Annotated in this window: 20 protein-coding genes and 2 pseudogenes; 3 read left to right on the plus strand and 19 right to left on the minus strand. The window is 44.0% G+C overall.

Annotated features, from left to right (window positions below; all coding sequences use genetic code 11):
* Nucleotides 1–17 precede the first annotated feature (17 nt).
* A complete protein-coding gene (gene rplK / locus BU202_RS00885) occupies nt 18–443 on the minus strand; it encodes a 50S ribosomal protein L11 (RefSeq protein WP_075103919.1) in 426 nt (141 codons plus the stop codon).
* 154 nt (nt 444–597) lie between these two features.
* On the opposite strand from rplK, the gene BU202_RS00890 reads away from it, so the two are divergent.
* Nucleotides 598–954, plus strand: coding sequence for a DUF3397 domain-containing protein (locus BU202_RS00890; RefSeq protein ID WP_075103920.1), 357 nt, complete (start codon nt 598–600; stop codon nt 952–954).
* A 763-nt stretch (nt 955–1,717) separates the two neighbouring features.
* Here the strand turns inward: BU202_RS00890 and BU202_RS00895 are convergent.
* The 8 genes from BU202_RS00895 to BU202_RS00930 all read right to left on the minus strand — a co-directional run bounded on the left by BU202_RS00895 (nt 1,718) and on the right by BU202_RS00930 (nt 8,921).
* Nucleotides 1,718–2,965 (minus strand): LPXTG cell wall anchor domain-containing protein, encoded by a 1,248-nt coding sequence (locus BU202_RS00895; protein WP_142354754.1) that lies wholly within the window; start codon nt 2,963–2,965, stop codon nt 1,718–1,720.
* A gap of 233 nt (nt 2,966–3,198) precedes the next feature.
* Nucleotides 3,199–3,585 carry an SMU1112c/YaeR family gloxylase I-like metalloprotein gene (gene gloA2 / locus BU202_RS00900; RefSeq protein ID WP_075104067.1) on the minus strand — a complete coding sequence of 129 codons (387 nt, stop codon included), beginning with the start codon at nt 3,583–3,585 and terminating at the stop codon, nt 3,199–3,201.
* Nucleotides 3,585–5,939, minus strand: coding sequence for a DNA translocase FtsK (locus tag BU202_RS00905; protein WP_075103922.1), 2,355 nt, complete (start codon nt 5,937–5,939; stop codon nt 3,585–3,587). The genes gloA2 and BU202_RS00905 overlap by 1 nt, the downstream gene beginning before the upstream one ends.
* 99 nt (nt 5,940–6,038) lie before the next feature.
* Entirely contained in the window at nt 6,039–7,061 is a 1,023-nt protein-coding gene (locus BU202_RS00910) for a LysM peptidoglycan-binding domain-containing protein (RefSeq protein WP_075103923.1), read from the minus strand.
* Nucleotides 7,062–7,234: 173 nt separating this feature from the next.
* Nucleotides 7,235–7,450: a PspC domain-containing protein gene (locus BU202_RS00915; protein ID WP_075103924.1), complete on the minus strand. Its 216-nt coding sequence runs from the start codon at nt 7,448–7,450 to the stop codon at nt 7,235–7,237.
* Between the two features lie 63 nt (nt 7,451–7,513).
* On the minus strand, nt 7,514–8,005 hold the full coding sequence (locus BU202_RS00920; protein WP_075104068.1) for a hypothetical protein: 492 nt from the start codon (nt 8,003–8,005) through the stop codon (nt 7,514–7,516).
* A 52-nt stretch (nt 8,006–8,057) separates the two neighbouring features.
* Nucleotides 8,058–8,471, minus strand: coding sequence for a VOC family protein (locus BU202_RS00925; protein ID WP_075103925.1), 414 nt, complete (start codon nt 8,469–8,471; stop codon nt 8,058–8,060).
* Nucleotides 8,472–8,588: 117 nt separating this feature from the next.
* The gene (locus BU202_RS00930; RefSeq protein ID WP_244148992.1) at nt 8,589–8,921 is read right to left on the minus strand and encodes a DUF2500 domain-containing protein; all 333 of its coding nucleotides are present in this window, start codon (nt 8,919–8,921) and stop codon (nt 8,589–8,591) included.
* A gap of 152 nt (nt 8,922–9,073) precedes the next feature.
* On the opposite strand from BU202_RS00930, the gene BU202_RS00935 reads away from it, so the two are divergent.
* Nucleotides 9,074–9,871, plus strand: a complete 798-nt coding sequence (locus BU202_RS00935) for a peptidylprolyl isomerase (protein WP_075103926.1) — start codon at nt 9,074–9,076, stop codon at nt 9,869–9,871.
* Nucleotides 9,872–9,893: 22 nt separating this feature from the next.
* On the opposite strand, the gene BU202_RS00940 is transcribed toward BU202_RS00935, so the two are convergent.
* From BU202_RS00940 to BU202_RS00975, 8 genes are all read right to left on the minus strand, one after another.
* On the minus strand, nt 9,894–10,586 hold the full coding sequence (locus BU202_RS00940) for a 5'-methylthioadenosine/adenosylhomocysteine nucleosidase (protein WP_075103927.1): 693 nt from the start codon (nt 10,584–10,586) through the stop codon (nt 9,894–9,896).
* Nucleotides 10,587–10,595: 9 nt separating this feature from the next.
* Nucleotides 10,596–10,916 carry a cell wall synthase accessory phosphoprotein MacP gene (gene macP, locus BU202_RS00945; protein ID WP_075103928.1) on the minus strand — a complete coding sequence of 107 codons (321 nt, stop codon included), beginning with the start codon at nt 10,914–10,916 and terminating at the stop codon, nt 10,596–10,598.
* Between the two features lie 8 nt (nt 10,917–10,924).
* Complete coding sequence (locus BU202_RS00950; RefSeq protein ID WP_075103929.1) at nt 10,925–11,467, minus strand: NUDIX hydrolase; 543 nt, start codon at nt 11,465–11,467, stop codon at nt 10,925–10,927.
* Between the two features lie 8 nt (nt 11,468–11,475).
* Nucleotides 11,476–12,855 carry a bifunctional UDP-N-acetylglucosamine diphosphorylase/glucosamine-1-phosphate N-acetyltransferase GlmU gene (gene glmU, locus BU202_RS00955; RefSeq protein WP_075103930.1) on the minus strand — a complete coding sequence of 460 codons (1,380 nt, stop codon included), beginning with the start codon at nt 12,853–12,855 and terminating at the stop codon, nt 11,476–11,478.
* Between the two features lie 128 nt (nt 12,856–12,983).
* The gene (locus BU202_RS00960) at nt 12,984–13,430 is read right to left on the minus strand and encodes an ASCH domain-containing protein (protein WP_075103931.1); all 447 of its coding nucleotides are present in this window, start codon (nt 13,428–13,430) and stop codon (nt 12,984–12,986) included.
* A 2-nt stretch (nt 13,431–13,432) separates the two neighbouring features.
* Complete coding sequence (locus tag BU202_RS00965) at nt 13,433–14,179, minus strand: GNAT family N-acetyltransferase (RefSeq protein ID WP_075103932.1); 747 nt, start codon at nt 14,177–14,179, stop codon at nt 13,433–13,435.
* A 52-nt stretch (nt 14,180–14,231) separates the two neighbouring features.
* Nucleotides 14,232–14,930: a 3-oxoacyl-ACP reductase gene (locus tag BU202_RS00970; protein ID WP_075103933.1), complete on the minus strand. Its 699-nt coding sequence runs from the start codon at nt 14,928–14,930 to the stop codon at nt 14,232–14,234.
* Nucleotides 14,923–15,159, minus strand: coding sequence for a DUF2829 domain-containing protein (locus tag BU202_RS00975; protein WP_075103934.1), 237 nt, complete (start codon nt 15,157–15,159; stop codon nt 14,923–14,925). The genes BU202_RS00970 and BU202_RS00975 overlap by 8 nt, the downstream gene beginning before the upstream one ends.
* 324 nt (nt 15,160–15,483) lie before the next feature.
* On the opposite strand from BU202_RS00975, the gene BU202_RS10615 reads away from it, so the two are divergent.
* Complete coding sequence (locus BU202_RS10615; RefSeq protein WP_279626010.1) at nt 15,484–15,564, plus strand: putative holin-like toxin; 81 nt, start codon at nt 15,484–15,486, stop codon at nt 15,562–15,564.
* Nucleotides 15,565–15,802: 238 nt separating this feature from the next.
* Here the strand turns inward: BU202_RS10615 and BU202_RS10620 are convergent.
* A pseudogene (locus BU202_RS10620) lies at nt 15,803–15,928 on the minus strand (GNAT family N-acetyltransferase); the annotation flags it as partial.
* Nucleotides 15,921–16,025, minus strand: a pseudogene (locus BU202_RS10430) (Fic family protein); the annotation flags it as partial. The pseudogenes BU202_RS10620 and BU202_RS10430, both read right to left, overlap by 8 nt.
* Between the last annotated feature and the right edge of the window lie 67 nt (nt 16,026–16,092).

Below are 16,092 nucleotides of genomic sequence, written 5' to 3' on the forward strand. Positions count from 1 at the left end.
TTGTGGGGTGTTATTGATTAGTCAACAACAGTGAATCCCATAGAACGAGCAGTACCTTCGATCATACGCATTGCAGACTCAAGGTTTGCAGCGTTCAAATCTGGCATTTTAGTTTCAGCAATTTCTTGTACTTGTGCACGAGTAACTGTTGCAACTTTTGTTTTGTTTGGTGTGCCTGAACCTTTTTCAACACCTGCAGCTTTTTTCAAAAGAACAGCAGCTGGTGGTGTCTTACAGATGAAATCAAATGATTTATCTTCGTATACTGAGATTACAACTGGGATGATCATACCAGCTTGGTCAGCTGTACGAGCGTTGAATTCCTTAGTGAATCCCATGATATTGATCCCTGCTTGACCAAGTGCTGGTCCGACTGGTGGAGCTGGAGTAGCTTTACCTGCAGGAATTTGAAGTTTTACAAGTTTTTCGACTTTTTTAGCCATCTTTAAAATCCTCCTATTGTGGTTTTTGCGGTAATTAAAGATTTTTACCTCCCACAAGTATGTGATTTTTCACATACCTTCTCATTATACAGTATTCTCGCAAAAAATCAAGTTTTATGTTTACTTTTTCTCACTTTTTTTATAGAATAAAGCTATGATATTCTTGAAAATTGCTTCTATTTTATTTCTTATACTTTCGCTCATTGTTTCTATCACCGCTGTGAAAGTATTTCATTTGCAAAAAAAAGGCTGGAACTTTGCAGATATTGCCTTTCCTATTCTGGCATTTGAATTTTATCTGATTTCAGACAAGGTCTACTACCATAGCTTTTTGCCCCAGCTCATCTTGGCTTTCTCCATTTTGGTGCTGGCTATCGTTTGTTTTCTTCTATTTAAAAAGCGGAAATTTTCCTACCGCCGCTTCTTTAAATTCTTCTGGCGAGCAGGCTTTATTCTGACCTTCTTCCTGTATCTGGCCCTCATTATTGCCATTTTCACGATAAAGGGTTAGTGAGACTTTTCTTAGTCGGAAATCGAATGGTAAGTTAGCAGCGCTTTTACCTTATTTAAGTTTGTCTACGGTCTGTAGCGCTCTTGTAGAGCGCTTTTTCTTATCCTATAAATAGGTTGAACTTGATGTTCTTTTCAACTCCGCAGTTGGGGGTATCAAACAAATAAAAAAGGCAAATCGTTTAAGATTTGTTTGTCTTTTTTATTATAAGGGGCTTTATCACACTTTCTTTATCTAATAACACGTCATTGAGGCCCTCTTTTAATCGGATGTCGCCAATAACGACGTCTACAGACAATACCACAAAACTGAGTTCTTTTATCAAAGACACCTTCTACTGTAGTCACTACCTGTCCACACCTCTTACAGATAAACTTTCTTCTTTGGTAAAATTTATGATTTAATTCTTTCTTCATGCCTAAAACCACTATTCTTTGCGTTTTTATCAAGATTCAATTTAAAAAGTCTGACGTGCTGTTGCTTTATTTTTTGCCATTAAAATAGTAAATGACTTTATTCTCTTTTTAAATGGCTACTTTCAACTCTTTTAGTGACTGAAGAGAAAAGGATTGTGAATTTAAAAAATCTCTTCAGCCATTAAAAAAGTATAGGATACCTGAAAAGGTTTACTATAATTAAAAAGTCCAATAAAGAGTTCCCTCTTTATTGGACCTATTGCAATAGTTTTCACTACTAGCAATCATCTAAAGCAAACTGGATCGTTTGCTATATAGAGGTAAAATAACATCACTATTCAAATATACTACTTATTTTTGACAACAACTTTCATTCCCAATGCAACAATTCCTAGTAACAGGATACCTGCAATCGTCATGATAGAAGCTTCTTCACCAGTCCTTGGTAACACAGATGCCTGTGGAGTATCTGCCTTATCTGATACACTTGGTTCTGTACTATTGCTTGCTACAGTGCTGCTGCTTGGGGCTGTACTACTACTTGGCGCAGTGCTGCTACTTGGGGCAGTGCTGCTACTTGGCGCAGTGCTACTACTTGGTTCTGTACTGCTGCTTGGCGCAGTGCTGCTACTTGGTTCTGTACTGCTACTTGGTTCTGTACTGCTGCTTGGGGCTGTACTGCTGCTTGGGGCTGTACTGCTACTTGGCGCAGTGCTGCTGCTTGGTTCTGTACTGCTACTTGGTTCTGTACTGCTACTTGGTTCTGTACTGCTACTTGGTTCTGTACTGCCACTTGGCGTAGTGTCACCATCGGATGTAGTATCTCCACCTGATCCAGAATCACAGCCCGGCGGAGATACTTCACCAGATTCTGATATCCAGCACCCATTACCATCGTCTGTATCATCATTTTCTGCTGGAAGATCGCCTCGTACGACCCAACGATCCACTCGAACTAAAAATTCATTAGAATCGCTAAAATACTCAACGATTTCATCAATATAATTACGTTCTTCAGTACCATCTGGACCCTCACTTGTATATGTGATTGCACCATATCGTTGTCTCAAGCGTGCTACTTGCTCAGGATCTGTTAGGTCTAGGGTCCCAATGACTTCAAAATCGACAACATCATCTGCTGATACACCCTTGATTTGCTCAATTTGGCTACGGAACCCTGCTTTAACTTCTTCAAGCGTTGTTGGATCAGTTAAGCCCTCCTTGTCCACATTGGCAACAGCAAACCACCAATAACCCTGTTGTCCTTCTGCAGAAGTGATTGGAACTTTGACAACTAATGTTCCGTCTTCTAGAGGCCAGTTAAAAGTAGTATTATCCACAAATATTCCCTTTTGAAAAGATAGAAAATCTGGCTCTTCTTCTTCACCAACTCCAGTCCCGATACCTTCCAAGGTATCGGTGATATAGGCATATGGAAACATTTCATTTCCGTTATGTTGAACCTTTCTTACATACTCGTAGTAAGCACTGAAGTCATATTTACTAGCAGCGCTAACAAGAGTATATCCAAAACCTCCTACGCACAGACATAGTAAGGCTATCAGTAAAAATAGTTTCGTTAATTTTCTTTTCATTTTTCCTCCTTTTACATTTAAGATAGTTATTCTACCTATCAAAGTATACCCCCCCCCCCGAATTTGTCAAGCGTTTTCTTTTATATTTTTATGAAATAGTTTATTCTGAAACCCAACCCACTACATTCGCCTTATTTTCGTATGTTGAGAATCGTGAAAAACAGTCCACTGGACTTGACGCGCTTTCGGATTTCTTGGCACGTGAAAAAACAGTCCACTGGACTGTTTTTTTCTCATTCATGTATTTCCAACGGAAGGCCGTCTGGGTCAAAGAAGAAGGCCATTTTGCGTCCGTCAAAGTCGTCATAGCGGAGGGCTTCGTGGAGAATGTCTAGTCTGTCAAACTCCTGCAAGCAGCTTTCCACATCTGCCACTTTAAACGCAAGGTGGCGCAAGCCTGTATGTTCAGGATTCGGCATAGCAGGTCTTAGAGGTGCATCTGGTTTGATAAAAATTTCCAGAACCAGATTTCCCTTACGGACGTTAAAAAGAATATCTCTCTTTTCTGGACGAACATGCTCATCCAACTGCTCAAATCCGAGCTTGTCGACATAAAACTCCTTGGTTTTCTGATAATCACTGCCAATAATAGCAAGGTGATGCACAGTATCTAAATTCATCATTGACTTTCTAATACTTTCCTTGGTTTTGTTCCTTCCGCAGGACCAATGACGCCTGCAGCTTCCAATTCTTCCATTAGACGAGTTGCACGGTTAAATCCGACCGACAAACGGCGCTGAATCATCGAAGCGCTGGCTTTTTGCGTTTCAATGACAAGGGCTCGCGCTTCCTCAAAAAGCGGATCTCCATTGCTATCACCTGACCCACTTTCAAAGTCACCTTCTGTCACTTCACCAGGGTCAAAGGATTCGTCATATTCTGCTTCTGCCTGATTCTTAATAAAGCTGACAATCGCTTCAACATCATCGTCCGAAATAAAGGAACCTTGCAGACGGACAGGGTGATTTTCATCAATGGGTTTAAAGAGCATATCGCCTCGTCCCAGTAGTTTCTCCGCCCCATTTTCATCTAAAATCGTTCGACTATCTGTTCCGCTTGAAACTGCAAAAGCAATCCGAGACGGGACATTGGCCTTAATCAAGCCAGAGATAACATCAACGGACGGCCGTTGGGTCGCAAGAATCATGTGAATCCCTGCCGCCCGTGCCTTTTGTCCTAGACGAATAATGGCATCCTCCACTTCTTTGCTTGCGACCATCATCAAGTCTGCCAACTCATCAACAATCACAACAATCAAAGGCAGAGGAATTTGTTTCTCTTCGGAGTTGCGGTTAAATTCTGCCACCTTTGTATTGTAACCTTCGAGATTACGCACCCCCAAGTGACTAAAGAGTTCGTAGCGTTTTTCCATCTCGTCCACGACTTTTTGCAGAGCTCGCGCTGCTTTACGAGGATTGGTCACCACAGGAATCAAGAGATGGGGAATATCATTATAGACAGACAATTCGACCATTTTAGGGTCAATCATCATAAATTTAACTTGGTCTGGCCCAGCCTTCATCAAAATAGAGGCAATGATACCATTAACTGCAACAGATTTCCCCGAACCAGTTGAACCTGCCACCAATAAATGGGGCATGCGGGCGAGGTCAAAGGAACGGACAGAGCCATTGACGGCTTTTCCAAGCGGAATATCGAGCAGTTTTGTCGGCGAGGTCTTGGCTTGTTCCCACAATTCTCTGAAAGGAACCATGGCCACCTCGGAGTTAGGCACTTCAATTCCGACCAGAGATTTGCCTGGAATCGGGGCTTCAATCCGCACATCTTTGGCAGCAAGGGCAAGGGCCAAGTCATCTGCTAGATTGGAAATCCGATTGACCCGCACACCGACGGCTGGCTTGACCTCATACTTGGTCACAGACGGCCCAATTTCAGCCCGCTCAACCACGACCTTGATGCCAAAGCTGGCAAAGGTATCTTCTAAGACTTTGATATTTTGACGGACAATTTTCTTCTCATTTGCCTGACTTTTGACCTTGATTGGAGCAAAGAGGTCAATTGATGGCAACTTGTAGGCCAGCTTAGCTTTCGGTTTAAAGTCCAGGGCAATGTCCTCTGTCACCTCGTCTGCTACTTCCTGCTCTTCTACCTCGTCTTCAGCCAGTAACACAGGAAATTCTTCCTCCTCAAAGAAAGGTTCACGCTCTTCTGTTAGAATCGGGATTTCATGCTCTTCCTCGTCCAGTATTTCTCCCGTTTCCAAATCAACCGTCGGATACTCTACTTGAGCAAGAGCTATTGCTTCTTCTTGCTCGTCTTCAAGTTCTTGAGCGACTTCTTCCAAACGTCTCGCTTCTTCCTCGGCCTTGAGTCTTTCTTTTTCTGCTGCTTTTTCCGCCCGTTTTTCTGCACGAATGGCTGCGCGTTCTTGAGATTTTTCTCGTAAAAGGGCAAGCCCGTCTGCTACATCATAGACAGACCAAGGACTCATGAAAAATAGCCCAAAGAGAATGAGCAGAGCCCCGATAAAGAAGGTGCCAATTGCTGCGAATAAAAAAGAAACAGGGAGATAGAGAGCACCTCCAATAAGACCCCCTCCCAAAAATTCTTTCACCCGAAACGCTGAAAGGTCAGATAAGGCTAGTTTAAAAGTGTGGTTGAGCAAGTCTTTTCCCTTGTAGCTCAAATCAAAATATGCTTGATATTCCAGTAAAATCCCAGCAAATACAAGCCAGAATCCAGAAATCATCCCTTCACGTTGCGTTATTATTTTCGAAAATATTGTATAAATGAGCAGAGCTCCAATAAACACGTAGGCCGCACTTCCGACCAATAGACGGAAGAGATTATAGGCAGTCACACCAAATACTCCTAGCTTGCTTGCTGCAAAAAGGAGAAAAATAACCACCAAAAAGCGGAATAAGAGGGATTTTATTTTTTCTTGTTGGGCCAATTCAGCCTTTGTCGGACGTCTAGTTGCACGCCCCTTTTTTGTCGTTTTTTGTTTTGCCATGTCTCTATTATACCATACTTTGCGAGTAGGTCTAGTCTTCTACAAATCGCAAAAACACCCCAACAAGCGAGGCTCATTGGGGCTGTTTGCTTTATAACTTTAAGGATTCATCGATACATGAACATGGTCATAGTGGTTTTCTGTAATGCTACCGCGGTCTGGCATTAGATTCCAGGTGTTGGCTGGTCCGTAGATATTTGGGTACGGTGCATAAAAGCGTTGTTTCCAAATGATGTAGGAAATGTTTTTGTTGCCCATTTGCTGAATCGCGTAGTTGGCAACTTGGTCTCCTAGTTCTGCATTAGCTCCCACCATAAAGTCCACTGCGAGACCTTTACCGTGGTCTCCACTGTCACCTGGACGATAGAGGCTAAACGAAGTAATTCCATAGATGCTTGCTACTTCTTCTTTGAAGGCTGCTGTCTGTGGTTGAAGTCCAGCATTGACTGGATTTGCAGCTGCAATGCTGGCAAAGTCTGACGCATTGTTTGCTGGAGCAGCTGGCGTTGGAGCGACTGTCTGCGGTATTTCTGCACTTGGTGCTGGTGCGACAGGTGCTTCTGTAGCTGGTGCTGGTTCAGCCACTGGTTGATCAGTTGGTTCAGCCGCTGGTGCTGGATTCGAAGGAGTTGTTGCTTCTCCTGAATCTGATGGCGTAGCATCTGTTGAAGGTGCCTCTATTTGCGCTGTCCCATCTTCAATTGGAATCACCTGATCGTCAACAACTACTTGCTGTTTATCTAAGTCTACAGTTGCTGATGCTGTATCCTCTGTTTCTTCGCTTTGAGGAGCTTGAATTTCAATCGAAGTGACTTCTTCTTGAGAATTAGTCGTCACTGTTAAGGTCGTATCTGGGAAGATAAGATTGATATTGGCGATTTGATTGACTTGGGCTAAGACTGTCATGTCAACGTTCAAGGCCTGAGCAATAACGCTGAGCGTATCCCCATACTTGATAACATAGGTCTGTTTATCGTCATGCGCCATCATATCAGCCTTGATTTCTTCCACAGAACGCGCTGTCCATATTGGAGCCAATTCATCTGCTTGGGCTGTCGCTGTAAAAAGCGAAAGAGCTAGAGTTGAAAATAAAAGTGTTTTTTTAGTTAATGTTAAAGACATAATTTCTTCCTTTTCTTTGTGATAGAGACATCTTACCACAATTTTGAAAACAAAAAAGGCTTTTTAAGCCTTTTTCACGAAACTGTATTTTGACTGTTACAAACAGAAATACTTGTCATCTATCTGTGTTTTCTGTCATCTTATTGTAACATAAACATTACACCAACTTTTTCTTAAAAAATGATCTCCTGATCATCATCTCGCCCATCATCAATCGGCATCACCCACCAGCAGATTAAGTAAGGGATAATCCCAAATCCGTAGGCAAAGGCTAAAATCCCCCAAATTACACGAACCAGCGTTGGGTCAACCTCAAAATACTTGGCAATCCCTGAACATACGCCAGCGATTTTAACATCTTTCATATCCCGCATCAATCGTTTTTGCATCGCTTTGTTCTCCTTTTCTTTCATTATATCATATCTCAAAAAAACTGACCACTTTGGTCAGTTTTAGAATTTCTTTTTAGGGTGACGGTCAATGACCTCGGGATTTGCTGCTAATGCGGCTTCTCCTTTAGCTGTCAATTTATAACCACGGACAGCAAAGGTTTGAGCCAACTCTCTTTCCGAAAAATGTTCCTGTAAAGCGACATTCAGGTCTGCTGCTTTCATTTTCGACAGGCCTGCAACACCCTTTGCTTTAAGAATGTTTTTCTTCATGGTCGCATTGAGATGGTCTAGCGAATCAAAGGCAGACTCCAGATAGGCATAGCCATTTTCAACCAAATTTTCCAAGTGCTTGGGTGCATCAATCCCGTAGGTGTATTCAAAATACTTGGGAAAAACAGACTCCGTTGTAAAGGTATCAAACTGAATCCGCCACAAGAGAATAATATCCCCTGCCAAGAGTCCGTCTGCGAGTGGCTCCATATTGCGCTTGGGAACGGGCTTGGCATCAAGTAGCCACGCTGCTAGATCCCGATCTGGTGCAATGTAGGGCATGCGGGCATGGTCTTTATAAAGCTCTCTTACTTGCTCCTGTACTGTCGTCACCTTATCCTACCTCCGTTGAAATCTGCCACATCATACCGAACTTATCTTCCAAGTTGGCATAAGCTGGGCTCCAAAAAGTTTCCTGCAACTCCAAGTGAATCTTGCGAGCATCTTGACTCAATTTGCTGTAAATTTCCTGAGCAGACATGACACTATCCACGATAATCGCAGCAGTCATATTGTAGCCATGTTTGTAATCAAAGTCTGGATTTTCATCCGAAATCATCAAGCGTTGCTCCCCGACCTTCAACTGGGCATTCATCAATAAATGTGCGCGTTCTGCTGGACAGTCTGGAATCTGCTCTCCCCATGTCAGAGAAGAAATCACTTCAGCATTAAGAGCCTCTTTGTAAAATTCCACCGCTTCTTTCCCATTTCCATCTGTCACCAAGTAAATTTCTAGTGCTTTAATCATGCTATATCCTCATTTTCATTCATTTCACATCTATCTTACTAGAGATAGGGTATCATCTAGTCATCAAGCTGGTAGCCTTATTATACACTATCAGAGGTTCCCGACCTAGAAAAGAGCTTACTGGCGCTGAAAATCAAGGAACCGCGTGCCTTGGAAGGTCAATTCTCCCTTGTCGCCTTCGGCGGATAAGGCATAAACATCACTTTTCACCCGAAATTCTCTGCGCTCCCCATTCTCACACTCAAAGGTCACATAATAGGTGGTATAGGCACGCTCATTTCCATTCACATGTGTTCGCTTGCCAATTAGTTTGGCCGCAACAACTTCCTTGGGAGCAGCATTATTTCTCAGGGCTTCAAAGAGCGATCGACCAAGTCGCCATAGGATAATTCCCACAATCATCGTAAAGGGTATCCAAAACCAAATAGGAACCCAAAAAAACATTTCCATTTCCATTTCCATTCCCATATCCATGTCCGCCTTTCATTATTCTATCTATTATTATATCAAATATTCTAAAAAACAACAGCCCTTTAAGACTTTTGAAAAATGAAGTAATTCGTGCTACAATAGGACTAATCCATGAACAAGAAAGGAAACTTATGAAAAAACGACTATTACTTGCCCTAGCTGTTAGCCTTGTTCTGACGGCCTGTGCTTCAAACTCCACAACGACTACTTCTTCAACCAGCACATCAGTGCCTGCATCTAGCACAGACACGACAGCATCTAGCCAGTATGCCAAGGATTTGGCCTATGCCATCAACAATCCCGACGCTAGCTTTCCGCAATTATCTACTGAAATTGCAGACAATGAAGCAGCTGTCCTCATCAAGACGAGTCAAGGCGACATCAAGTTAAAACTCTTTCCAGAGCAAGCTCCCCTGGCTGTTGAAAATTTTTTGACCCATGCCAAAGAAGGTTACTATAATGGGGTCATCTTCCACCGTGTCATCAATGGTTTCATGATCCAAGGTGGAGATCCAAAAGGAACAGGTACAGGCGGTGAATCCATTTGGGCTGGAAAAGATGAGTCGATTGACAAGGGAAATGGCTTTAACAACGAAATTTCTGCCTTCCTTTACAATATCCGTGGCGCTCTATCCATGGCAAATGCAGGGCCCAACACCAATGGTAGCCAGTTCTTCATCAACCAAAACACTAAGGACGCTTCTGGAGCTCTTGATTCTAGCAAGTACCCTGCCAAAATCAAGGAAGCCTATAAAAATGGCGGGAATCCAAGCCTAGATGGTGGCTATACCGTCTTTGGTCAAGTCCTTGAAGGAATGGATATTGTAGATAAAATCGCTGCCAGCGAAACAGACGAAAAAGACAAACCCAAAACAGACATCACAATTGAAACGATTGAGATTTTGAAAGATGTAGAGGGTAAAAAATAAGACAGGGACAAACATTCCTGTCTTATTTGGTCTTTCTTAATAAACTGATCAAAGCCTGCGCCGAGCGCTTTCCTGCTTCGATGATAAATTCATCAAAGGTAATATTCGCATCACCTTGAGCGGTATCACTCATGGCACGAATGACCAGAAATGGCAAGCCGATACTTTGCGCTGCTTGGGCAATGGCTGCTCCTTCCATTTCCACGGCTAAGACCTCTGGAAAATGTCCTTTAATCGCCGCAATCTTGTCCTGCCCTGCGATAAAGCTGTCACCTGTTGCAATCAAGCCAAGGTGCGCTGTCACCTGTTGCTGGGTAAGGACATCCGTCATTTGAGCAACCAAGTCTTGATCCGCTTCAAAATACAAGGGCTGAGCTGACATCTGACCATATTCGTAGCCAAAGGCTGTCAAGTCGACATCGTGATAGGCTAATTGACGGGCGATGACCACATCACCAATCTCAATCCCATCTGCGACCGCGCCAGCAGACCCAGTATTGACAATGACATCAACCTGAAACTGCTGGGCTAGAATGGCGACAGACATGGCTGACATGACCTTGCCGACACCTGATTGGACCAAGACGACTTCATGTTGCCCTAATTGTCCTCTATAGTAGGTCCGTCCTAATGCGACCTCTTCAACCCCATTCTCAAGGGCTTCTACCAAAACCTTCAACTCTTCAGGCATGGCAGCAATAACTCCAAATTTCATCTAAACTCCTTACCAAAAAAAGACTGCAATGAGAAACAGAATGACCAATAGCACGACCCAAAACAGAATCTTATTGACCTTGCTGCGAAATTCCTCCCGCTTGACGGTTTCAATCCGCCGGCTCTTGACAATGGAAGACTCGACTGGAATGCGGTGGGTATAGCCCTCGCGGTAACCTGAATAGTCATCCTCCCACTCCTCTTCGAAGAAAAATACATCTGCATCATCAGGCTCATCATCAGGGTCATAGTAACCAAAACGTCGGTTTCTTTCCCATCTCATCTCATCTACGAATTCGTCTTGCTCATCTGTCAACAAGGGCTTCCTCATGGTTGGTCCTACTTTCTCATCAATTGTAATTGCTGAATGGCAATGATGGTCTTGGCATCACAAATCTCACCTGTCGCAATCAAATCAAGCGCTTCGTCTAAACTCACATGATAGACTTCAATCACTTCGTCATCGTCCATTGGACGGGGATTTTCAACCTTGACCAGATTCTTCGCTACATACAGGCGCAAGCGCTCATTGCAAAAGCCAATGGCTGAATAAAAATCATACAAGAGTTCCAATTCGCCTGTATAGCCTGTTTCTTCTTCCAACTCGCGTAGGGCAGCTGCCTTGGGGGCGGTATTTTCCCCCACTTCCAACTTCCCAGCTGGAATCTCATAGCTGATAGCTTCAATCGCCTTGCGGTACTGCTTGACCAAAATCAGCTTGTCATCAGGCGTAACAGCAAGGACACAGACCGCCCCCTTATGGAAAATCAATTCCCGCTTGGCTTCTCCGCCCATAGGAAGCGCTACATCGTCCACGACCACATCAAAAATGTGCCCCTTGAAAATCTCTCTCCGATTGATGGTCTTTTCTTCAAATTTCATAGCAAGTCCTAGCCCTTCTTCGGATAGTGCGGCAAGCGTTTGGCATAGTCTTCCTTGGTTTCCTGACGGCTGCGCCCAATGGCGACCGCATCTTGTGGCACGTTTTTGGTAATGGTTGAGCCAGCCGCTGTCAGTGCATTGTCGCCAATCTCAAGCGGGGCAATCAAGGTAGAATTTGAGCCAATAAAGACATGGCTGCCAATCTTGGTCGTATATTTCTTCTGGCCGTCATAGTTGACCGTAATCGTTCCTGCGCCAAAGTTGACATCGCGCCCCACCTCGGCATTGCCAATATAGGTCAAATGACCAGCCTTGGTATTTTCACCGATACTAGAGCCCTTGACCTCGACAAAGTTTCCAATATGCACATCTTTTGCAAGCTGAGATTCCGGACGGATATGAGCGTATGGACCAACCGTTACCCCTTCTGCGATACGGGATTCCTCAATCACGGAATTGGTCACGACCACGCGCGTACCAATCTCCGAATCCACGATATAGGTTCCATTGGTCAGGATGCTTTCAGCGCCAATGGAGGTCTTGCCTTTCAAAGTCACGTTAGCTTCAATCTGTACGTCTGGCGCAATCGCTACATCGATGTCAATATAGGTCGCTGCTGGGTTTGTAAAGCTGACCCCGTTGACCATGTGCGCCTTGTTGATACGCTCTCGCATGACTTCTTCGGCTTTTGCGAGTGCCACACGGTCATTGACCCCGAGGCTTTCATCAAAATCACGGAGGACATAAGCGCCGACTTTTTCACCTGCTTCTCGGAAAATGCTAATCACATCGGTAATATAGTATTCTCCTTGGGCATTGTTGGTATTGATATTTTTCAGTGCTTCAAACAAGCGTACATTGTCAAAGATGTAGGTTCCTGTATTGATTTCCTTGATTTGCTTTTCAAAGTCAGAAGCATCTTTTTCTTCGACAATCTTGGTCACCTCTGCATGCTGGTTGCGCACGATGCGACCGTAGCCAAAAGGATTGTCCGTCTCAGCAGTCAGAATGGTAGCCACGTTTTTGTGGTTGATATGAAAGTCAACCAAGTCCCGCAGGCTATCTCCTGTAATCAAAGGCGTATCACCAGCGATGACAAGGGTTTGCCCTGTGCAATGTTCCAATAGTGGCTCTGCCATCATGACCGCATGCCCTGTCCCTAGCTGTTCTGACTGGGTGACAAACTCGGTTTGCTCTGCCAATACTGCTTCGACCAGCTCTGCCTTATGACCGACAACTGTCACGATTTTTTCAGGAGAAATGGCAGACACACTGCGAAACACGTGTTCCAACATGGAAATCCCTGCCACCTTGTGTAAAACCTTGGGAAGGTCTGATTTCATCCGAGTTCCCTTACCTGCTGCTAAAATAATTGCATAATTTGTCATATTGCTTGTTCCAATCTAGTATTTTCGCTCCTATTATAGCATATTTTCGAGTGTCAATAAAGCCATGACCGTCCTTGCGCTCTTCAGACCCCATAAAAAATCCCTTTCTCGTTAAGAAAAGGATTTCATCAAACTGATACGGGATAGACCACTTCAAATTCCTCTAACACTACTGGACTTTCTCGTGAAAAGACAAGGCCGATTTCTCCCAGCCATTTGCTAAATAAGTCCTCATGAACCTTGCGCCAATAGGCAAGGGACTTATCGCCCTCTCCTTCTTTAAAGGCATGCTCTGCTGATACTTGATGAAAAGGCTGTACCGCTACCTTCTTGGTCTCAATGATACAGACGGCTTTTCCAGCACTATTCAGTATCACACTGCGTTCCCCAACTTCTGGCAATGCCTCGCCTGCAAAGAGGTATTCATCATAGCTTGATGCCGTTGCTGTCTTTTCCCCTCGCAAAACCAAATCCGCAAGCAAGTCTGGTTCAGCACCGAACTGCCAAGCGTCCATCTCGTCTCCAATCTGGGGATTGATTTTGCGGTAGGCTGCCCACATTTCTTCTGCTGTCATCCTTATTCCTCTCTTTCTTCATAGGCGGGGTAGGCAGTAATCAAGCGATAACCAAGCTGTTCTGCTAAATTTTTCGAGGCTTCATTATGCGCATCCCACAAGGGAAACATTCTTCTCTCACAGGAAGCCAGAATCATCTTGGCCGCTAAGCTACGAGCCAAGCCCTGTCGTTGATAGGCAGGGTCTGTTGCAATCTCAATTTCAATCGCTCTCTTATAGACCAAGCCAGTCGAAATGCCCGCGCAGATACGTCCTTGAGATACGACCACAAAACCATAGCCTCCTGCGGTCTCAAAGTCTGAAAATGTCTGCCAAGCGCCTTTTAAGTCCACAGACCAAGTCTCGCTTTGCAGCTGCTGATAAATTTCTGCATCAATCGGCTGTATCTCTGCATATTGCGGGAGAGATTGGACAAGTTGGGCTAGATGTTCAATCTCAAAATCAGCTTGATTCTCAAAAGCATAGCGGGTAAAGCGCTTCAAGCTAGCATCTTGATTGAGTAACTCCTGCCAACTCGCCTCTTCAGAGATGAGAATCTTATGCTCCAAACCATGATGTTCAGTGTAACATTGCAAAAACTCCTTTTGCCCCTCACCTGCTAGAAAGAGGAAATTTCCCAAATCATAGAGAAAGCTCCGTTCGCTATCATCCGAAAACAGTCTCCCCAACCCTGACGCTAGTCCATGGCGGACCATATTTTTCTGCCAATGCTCAAACGCCCTTATTGACCTTACGGCTATTTCTTTCATAGCACTCACCTCTCTGCATTCTCAAACTGCTTGATTAAGCCCTGAACAAGACCTATTTCAAACTCCAACCACCGTCAATTTTGAGGATTTCTCCTTGCATGGCACTTGCTTTTCCGCTCGCCAAAAAAAGGCTGACATCTGCGATTTCTTCTGGCTCCAGCCAACGTTTGATAGGAGTTTCTGCTGCAACCCAATCGGCAAGACCACCTTCTTCAAAATCGCTCGCCGTCATAGCTGTCTTCACAGCACCTGGTGCTAGACCGAAAACCTGAATCCCCTTGTCAGCGTAGTCCAAGGCCAATTGCTTGGTAAAACCTGCAAGAGCATGCTTACTGGTGGTATAGGCAGCACCGCCACCGCCAGCTAAGAAACTCGCTATTGAGCACATATTGATGATGATGCCAGCCCTTTTTTCCAGCATTTTTGCTAGATAAAAGCGGGTAATCCGCATGGTTGCGAGCAGATTGACTGCTAGGATATCCCCGATTTCTTCCTCACTAGTATCTAACAAGGGCTTGTAATCGTCCAATTTCCCAGCGGTATTGCAGAGAATCTCTACTTCTGGGAGCCAGTCAAAGAGCGGGGCTAGACTACCACGAATGTCCAATTGTAGAAAATGAAAGGCTCCCGCCAAGGAAGGATTTTCTCCCTTGTCAATGCCGTACACCTCATAGCCATTTTCCAAAAAGAGCTGCGCTTGAGCGCGCCCAATGCCCGAGGAGACACCTGTCACAAGGACTGTCCTAGTCATGGACTTCCACCCAGTCTGTCGCTAGGACATCGCACGGTGTCGGGCTCCACATCGAAAAGCCTTCGCCCTCGCCTGACACATTGATTAAAAAGTAAGGCGTCACTTCCAGCGCCACACCGTTTTGCTCAATGCTGTCAAAGAGTTGGACATAATTTTCAGCCCCACCCCAACCTGTACGAACGTATTTTTTCTTGGCTTTTAGCCCCGGTAAAATTTCTTCAAATGTCATGATTTTTCTCCTTTATGTTGTAACTATTAATGAAATAAGTGTTCAGTCAATCTATCATTTCTAAAGTATAACTGCATTCACATTTTGTAGACGCAACAAATACCACGGATAGGATACGCACTCCAACTTCTAATAATCCTTGGGCTTGTCTGTTTTCTTCGTTCAGATAGTCAAATGAAGGAATGGCATAAAAGACTTGAAAAATGCTTTTTTTCTATGGTATACTATATTGGTAACAAAGTTGAGACGGTTGCCGTTGCCTAGTCTGGAGGTGGTGCTTATGTATGTAAGTCACGAAATCCAAGAGAAAGGAGACGGCAGGACTTGTCAGTTTATGAAGCGCTATCCTTGATGATTGCCTTTGGTGGTCTGATGGTAGCCATTATGAACCGCAAGGATAAATAAAAAACCGTCCCACACTTTAGCTAGCCATGGACGGTTTATAAAATAAACAAAAATTGGCAACGGCTACCGTCTTAAACGGTGTTACCTGGGAACTGTTAGCGCAGTTCCCTTTTTCTATGTCCATTATAGCGCTATTTTATGCAATTGTCAATTAAAACTAGTTCATTCTGTCCACCTCATAGCCCAGTGGTTCACCATCTCCAAAGCATGCTCTTGAGTAAGTTGTTCAATCTTCATATCATTTCTCCCAGTCTAAGAAAAAGCGTTTTTGGTCTGCTTTTTCTTCACAGCCAAGTCTTCGGTAACATTCGTGTGCTCCTTCTCGTGCGATACCAGAATTAATCCGCAAGCCATGATAACCTGACTGTTTCGGGTAATGAAATAGTATTCCCCTCAATAGCACTAGAGTGATAGGCCATACGGACAAGAATATCATCTAGGTAATCTGGTTTATAGGACATAGACTTCCTTTCCAACACATCAATAGCGTTTTGCACATGCGTCTGTAAATTTTCGAATAGTAACAAT

Origin of the sequence: Streptococcus cuniculi (assembly GCF_001921845.1) — a bacterium.
Taxonomy (GTDB): Bacteria; Bacillota; Bacilli; order Lactobacillales; family Streptococcaceae; genus Streptococcus; species Streptococcus cuniculi.

Excerpts from the sequence above, each read along its gene's own strand:
- BU202_RS00965 (WP_075103932.1), bottom strand. The coding sequence starts at position 14,179 with ATGAAAGAAATAGCCGTAAGGTCAATAAGGGCGTTTGAGCATTGGCAG.
- rplK (WP_075103919.1), bottom strand. The coding sequence starts at position 443 with ATGGCTAAAAAAGTCGAAAAACTTGTAAAACTTCAAATTCCTGCAGGT.
- BU202_RS00925 (WP_075103925.1), bottom strand. The coding sequence starts at position 8,471 with ATGATTAAAGCACTAGAAATTTACTTGGTGACAGATGGAAATGGGAAA.
- BU202_RS00920 (WP_075104068.1), bottom strand. The coding sequence starts at position 8,005 with ATGCCCTACATTGCACCAGATCGGGATCTAGCAGCGTGGCTACTTGAT.
- macP (WP_075103928.1), bottom strand. The coding sequence starts at position 10,916 with ATGAGGAAGCCCTTGTTGACAGATGAGCAAGACGAATTCGTAGATGAG.
- glmU (WP_075103930.1), bottom strand. The coding sequence starts at position 12,855 with ATGACAAATTATGCAATTATTTTAGCAGCAGGTAAGGGAACTCGGATG.
- BU202_RS00940 (WP_075103927.1), bottom strand. The coding sequence starts at position 10,586 with ATGAAATTTGGAGTTATTGCTGCCATGCCTGAAGAGTTGAAGGTTTTG.
- BU202_RS00950 (WP_075103929.1), bottom strand. The coding sequence starts at position 11,467 with ATGAAATTTGAAGAAAAGACCATCAATCGGAGAGAGATTTTCAAGGGG.
- BU202_RS00910 (WP_075103923.1), bottom strand. The coding sequence starts at position 7,061 with ATGTCTTTAACATTAACTAAAAAAACACTTTTATTTTCAACTCTAGCT.
- BU202_RS00890 (WP_075103920.1), top strand. The coding sequence starts at position 598 with ATGATATTCTTGAAAATTGCTTCTATTTTATTTCTTATACTTTCGCTC.
- BU202_RS00895 (WP_142354754.1), bottom strand. The coding sequence starts at position 2,965 with ATGAAAAGAAAATTAACGAAACTATTTTTACTGATAGCCTTACTATGT.
- BU202_RS00905 (WP_075103922.1), bottom strand. The coding sequence starts at position 5,939 with ATGGCAAAACAAAAAACGACAAAAAAGGGGCGTGCAACTAGACGTCCG.
- BU202_RS00970 (WP_075103933.1), bottom strand. The coding sequence starts at position 14,930 with ATGACTAGGACAGTCCTTGTGACAGGTGTCTCCTCGGGCATTGGGCGC.
- BU202_RS00930 (WP_244148992.1), bottom strand. The coding sequence starts at position 8,921 with ATGGAAATGTTTTTTTGGGTTCCTATTTGGTTTTGGATACCCTTTACG.
- BU202_RS00915 (WP_075103924.1), bottom strand. The coding sequence starts at position 7,450 with ATGCAAAAACGATTGATGCGGGATATGAAAGATGTTAAAATCGCTGGC.
- BU202_RS00960 (WP_075103931.1), bottom strand. The coding sequence starts at position 13,430 with ATGACAGCAGAAGAAATGTGGGCAGCCTACCGCAAAATCAATCCCCAG.
- gloA2 (WP_075104067.1), bottom strand. The coding sequence starts at position 3,585 with ATGAATTTAGATACTGTGCATCACCTTGCTATTATTGGCAGTGATTAT.
- BU202_RS00975 (WP_075103934.1), bottom strand. The coding sequence starts at position 15,159 with ATGACATTTGAAGAAATTTTACCGGGGCTAAAAGCCAAGAAAAAATAC.
- BU202_RS00935 (WP_075103926.1), top strand. The coding sequence starts at position 9,074 with ATGAAAAAACGACTATTACTTGCCCTAGCTGTTAGCCTTGTTCTGACG.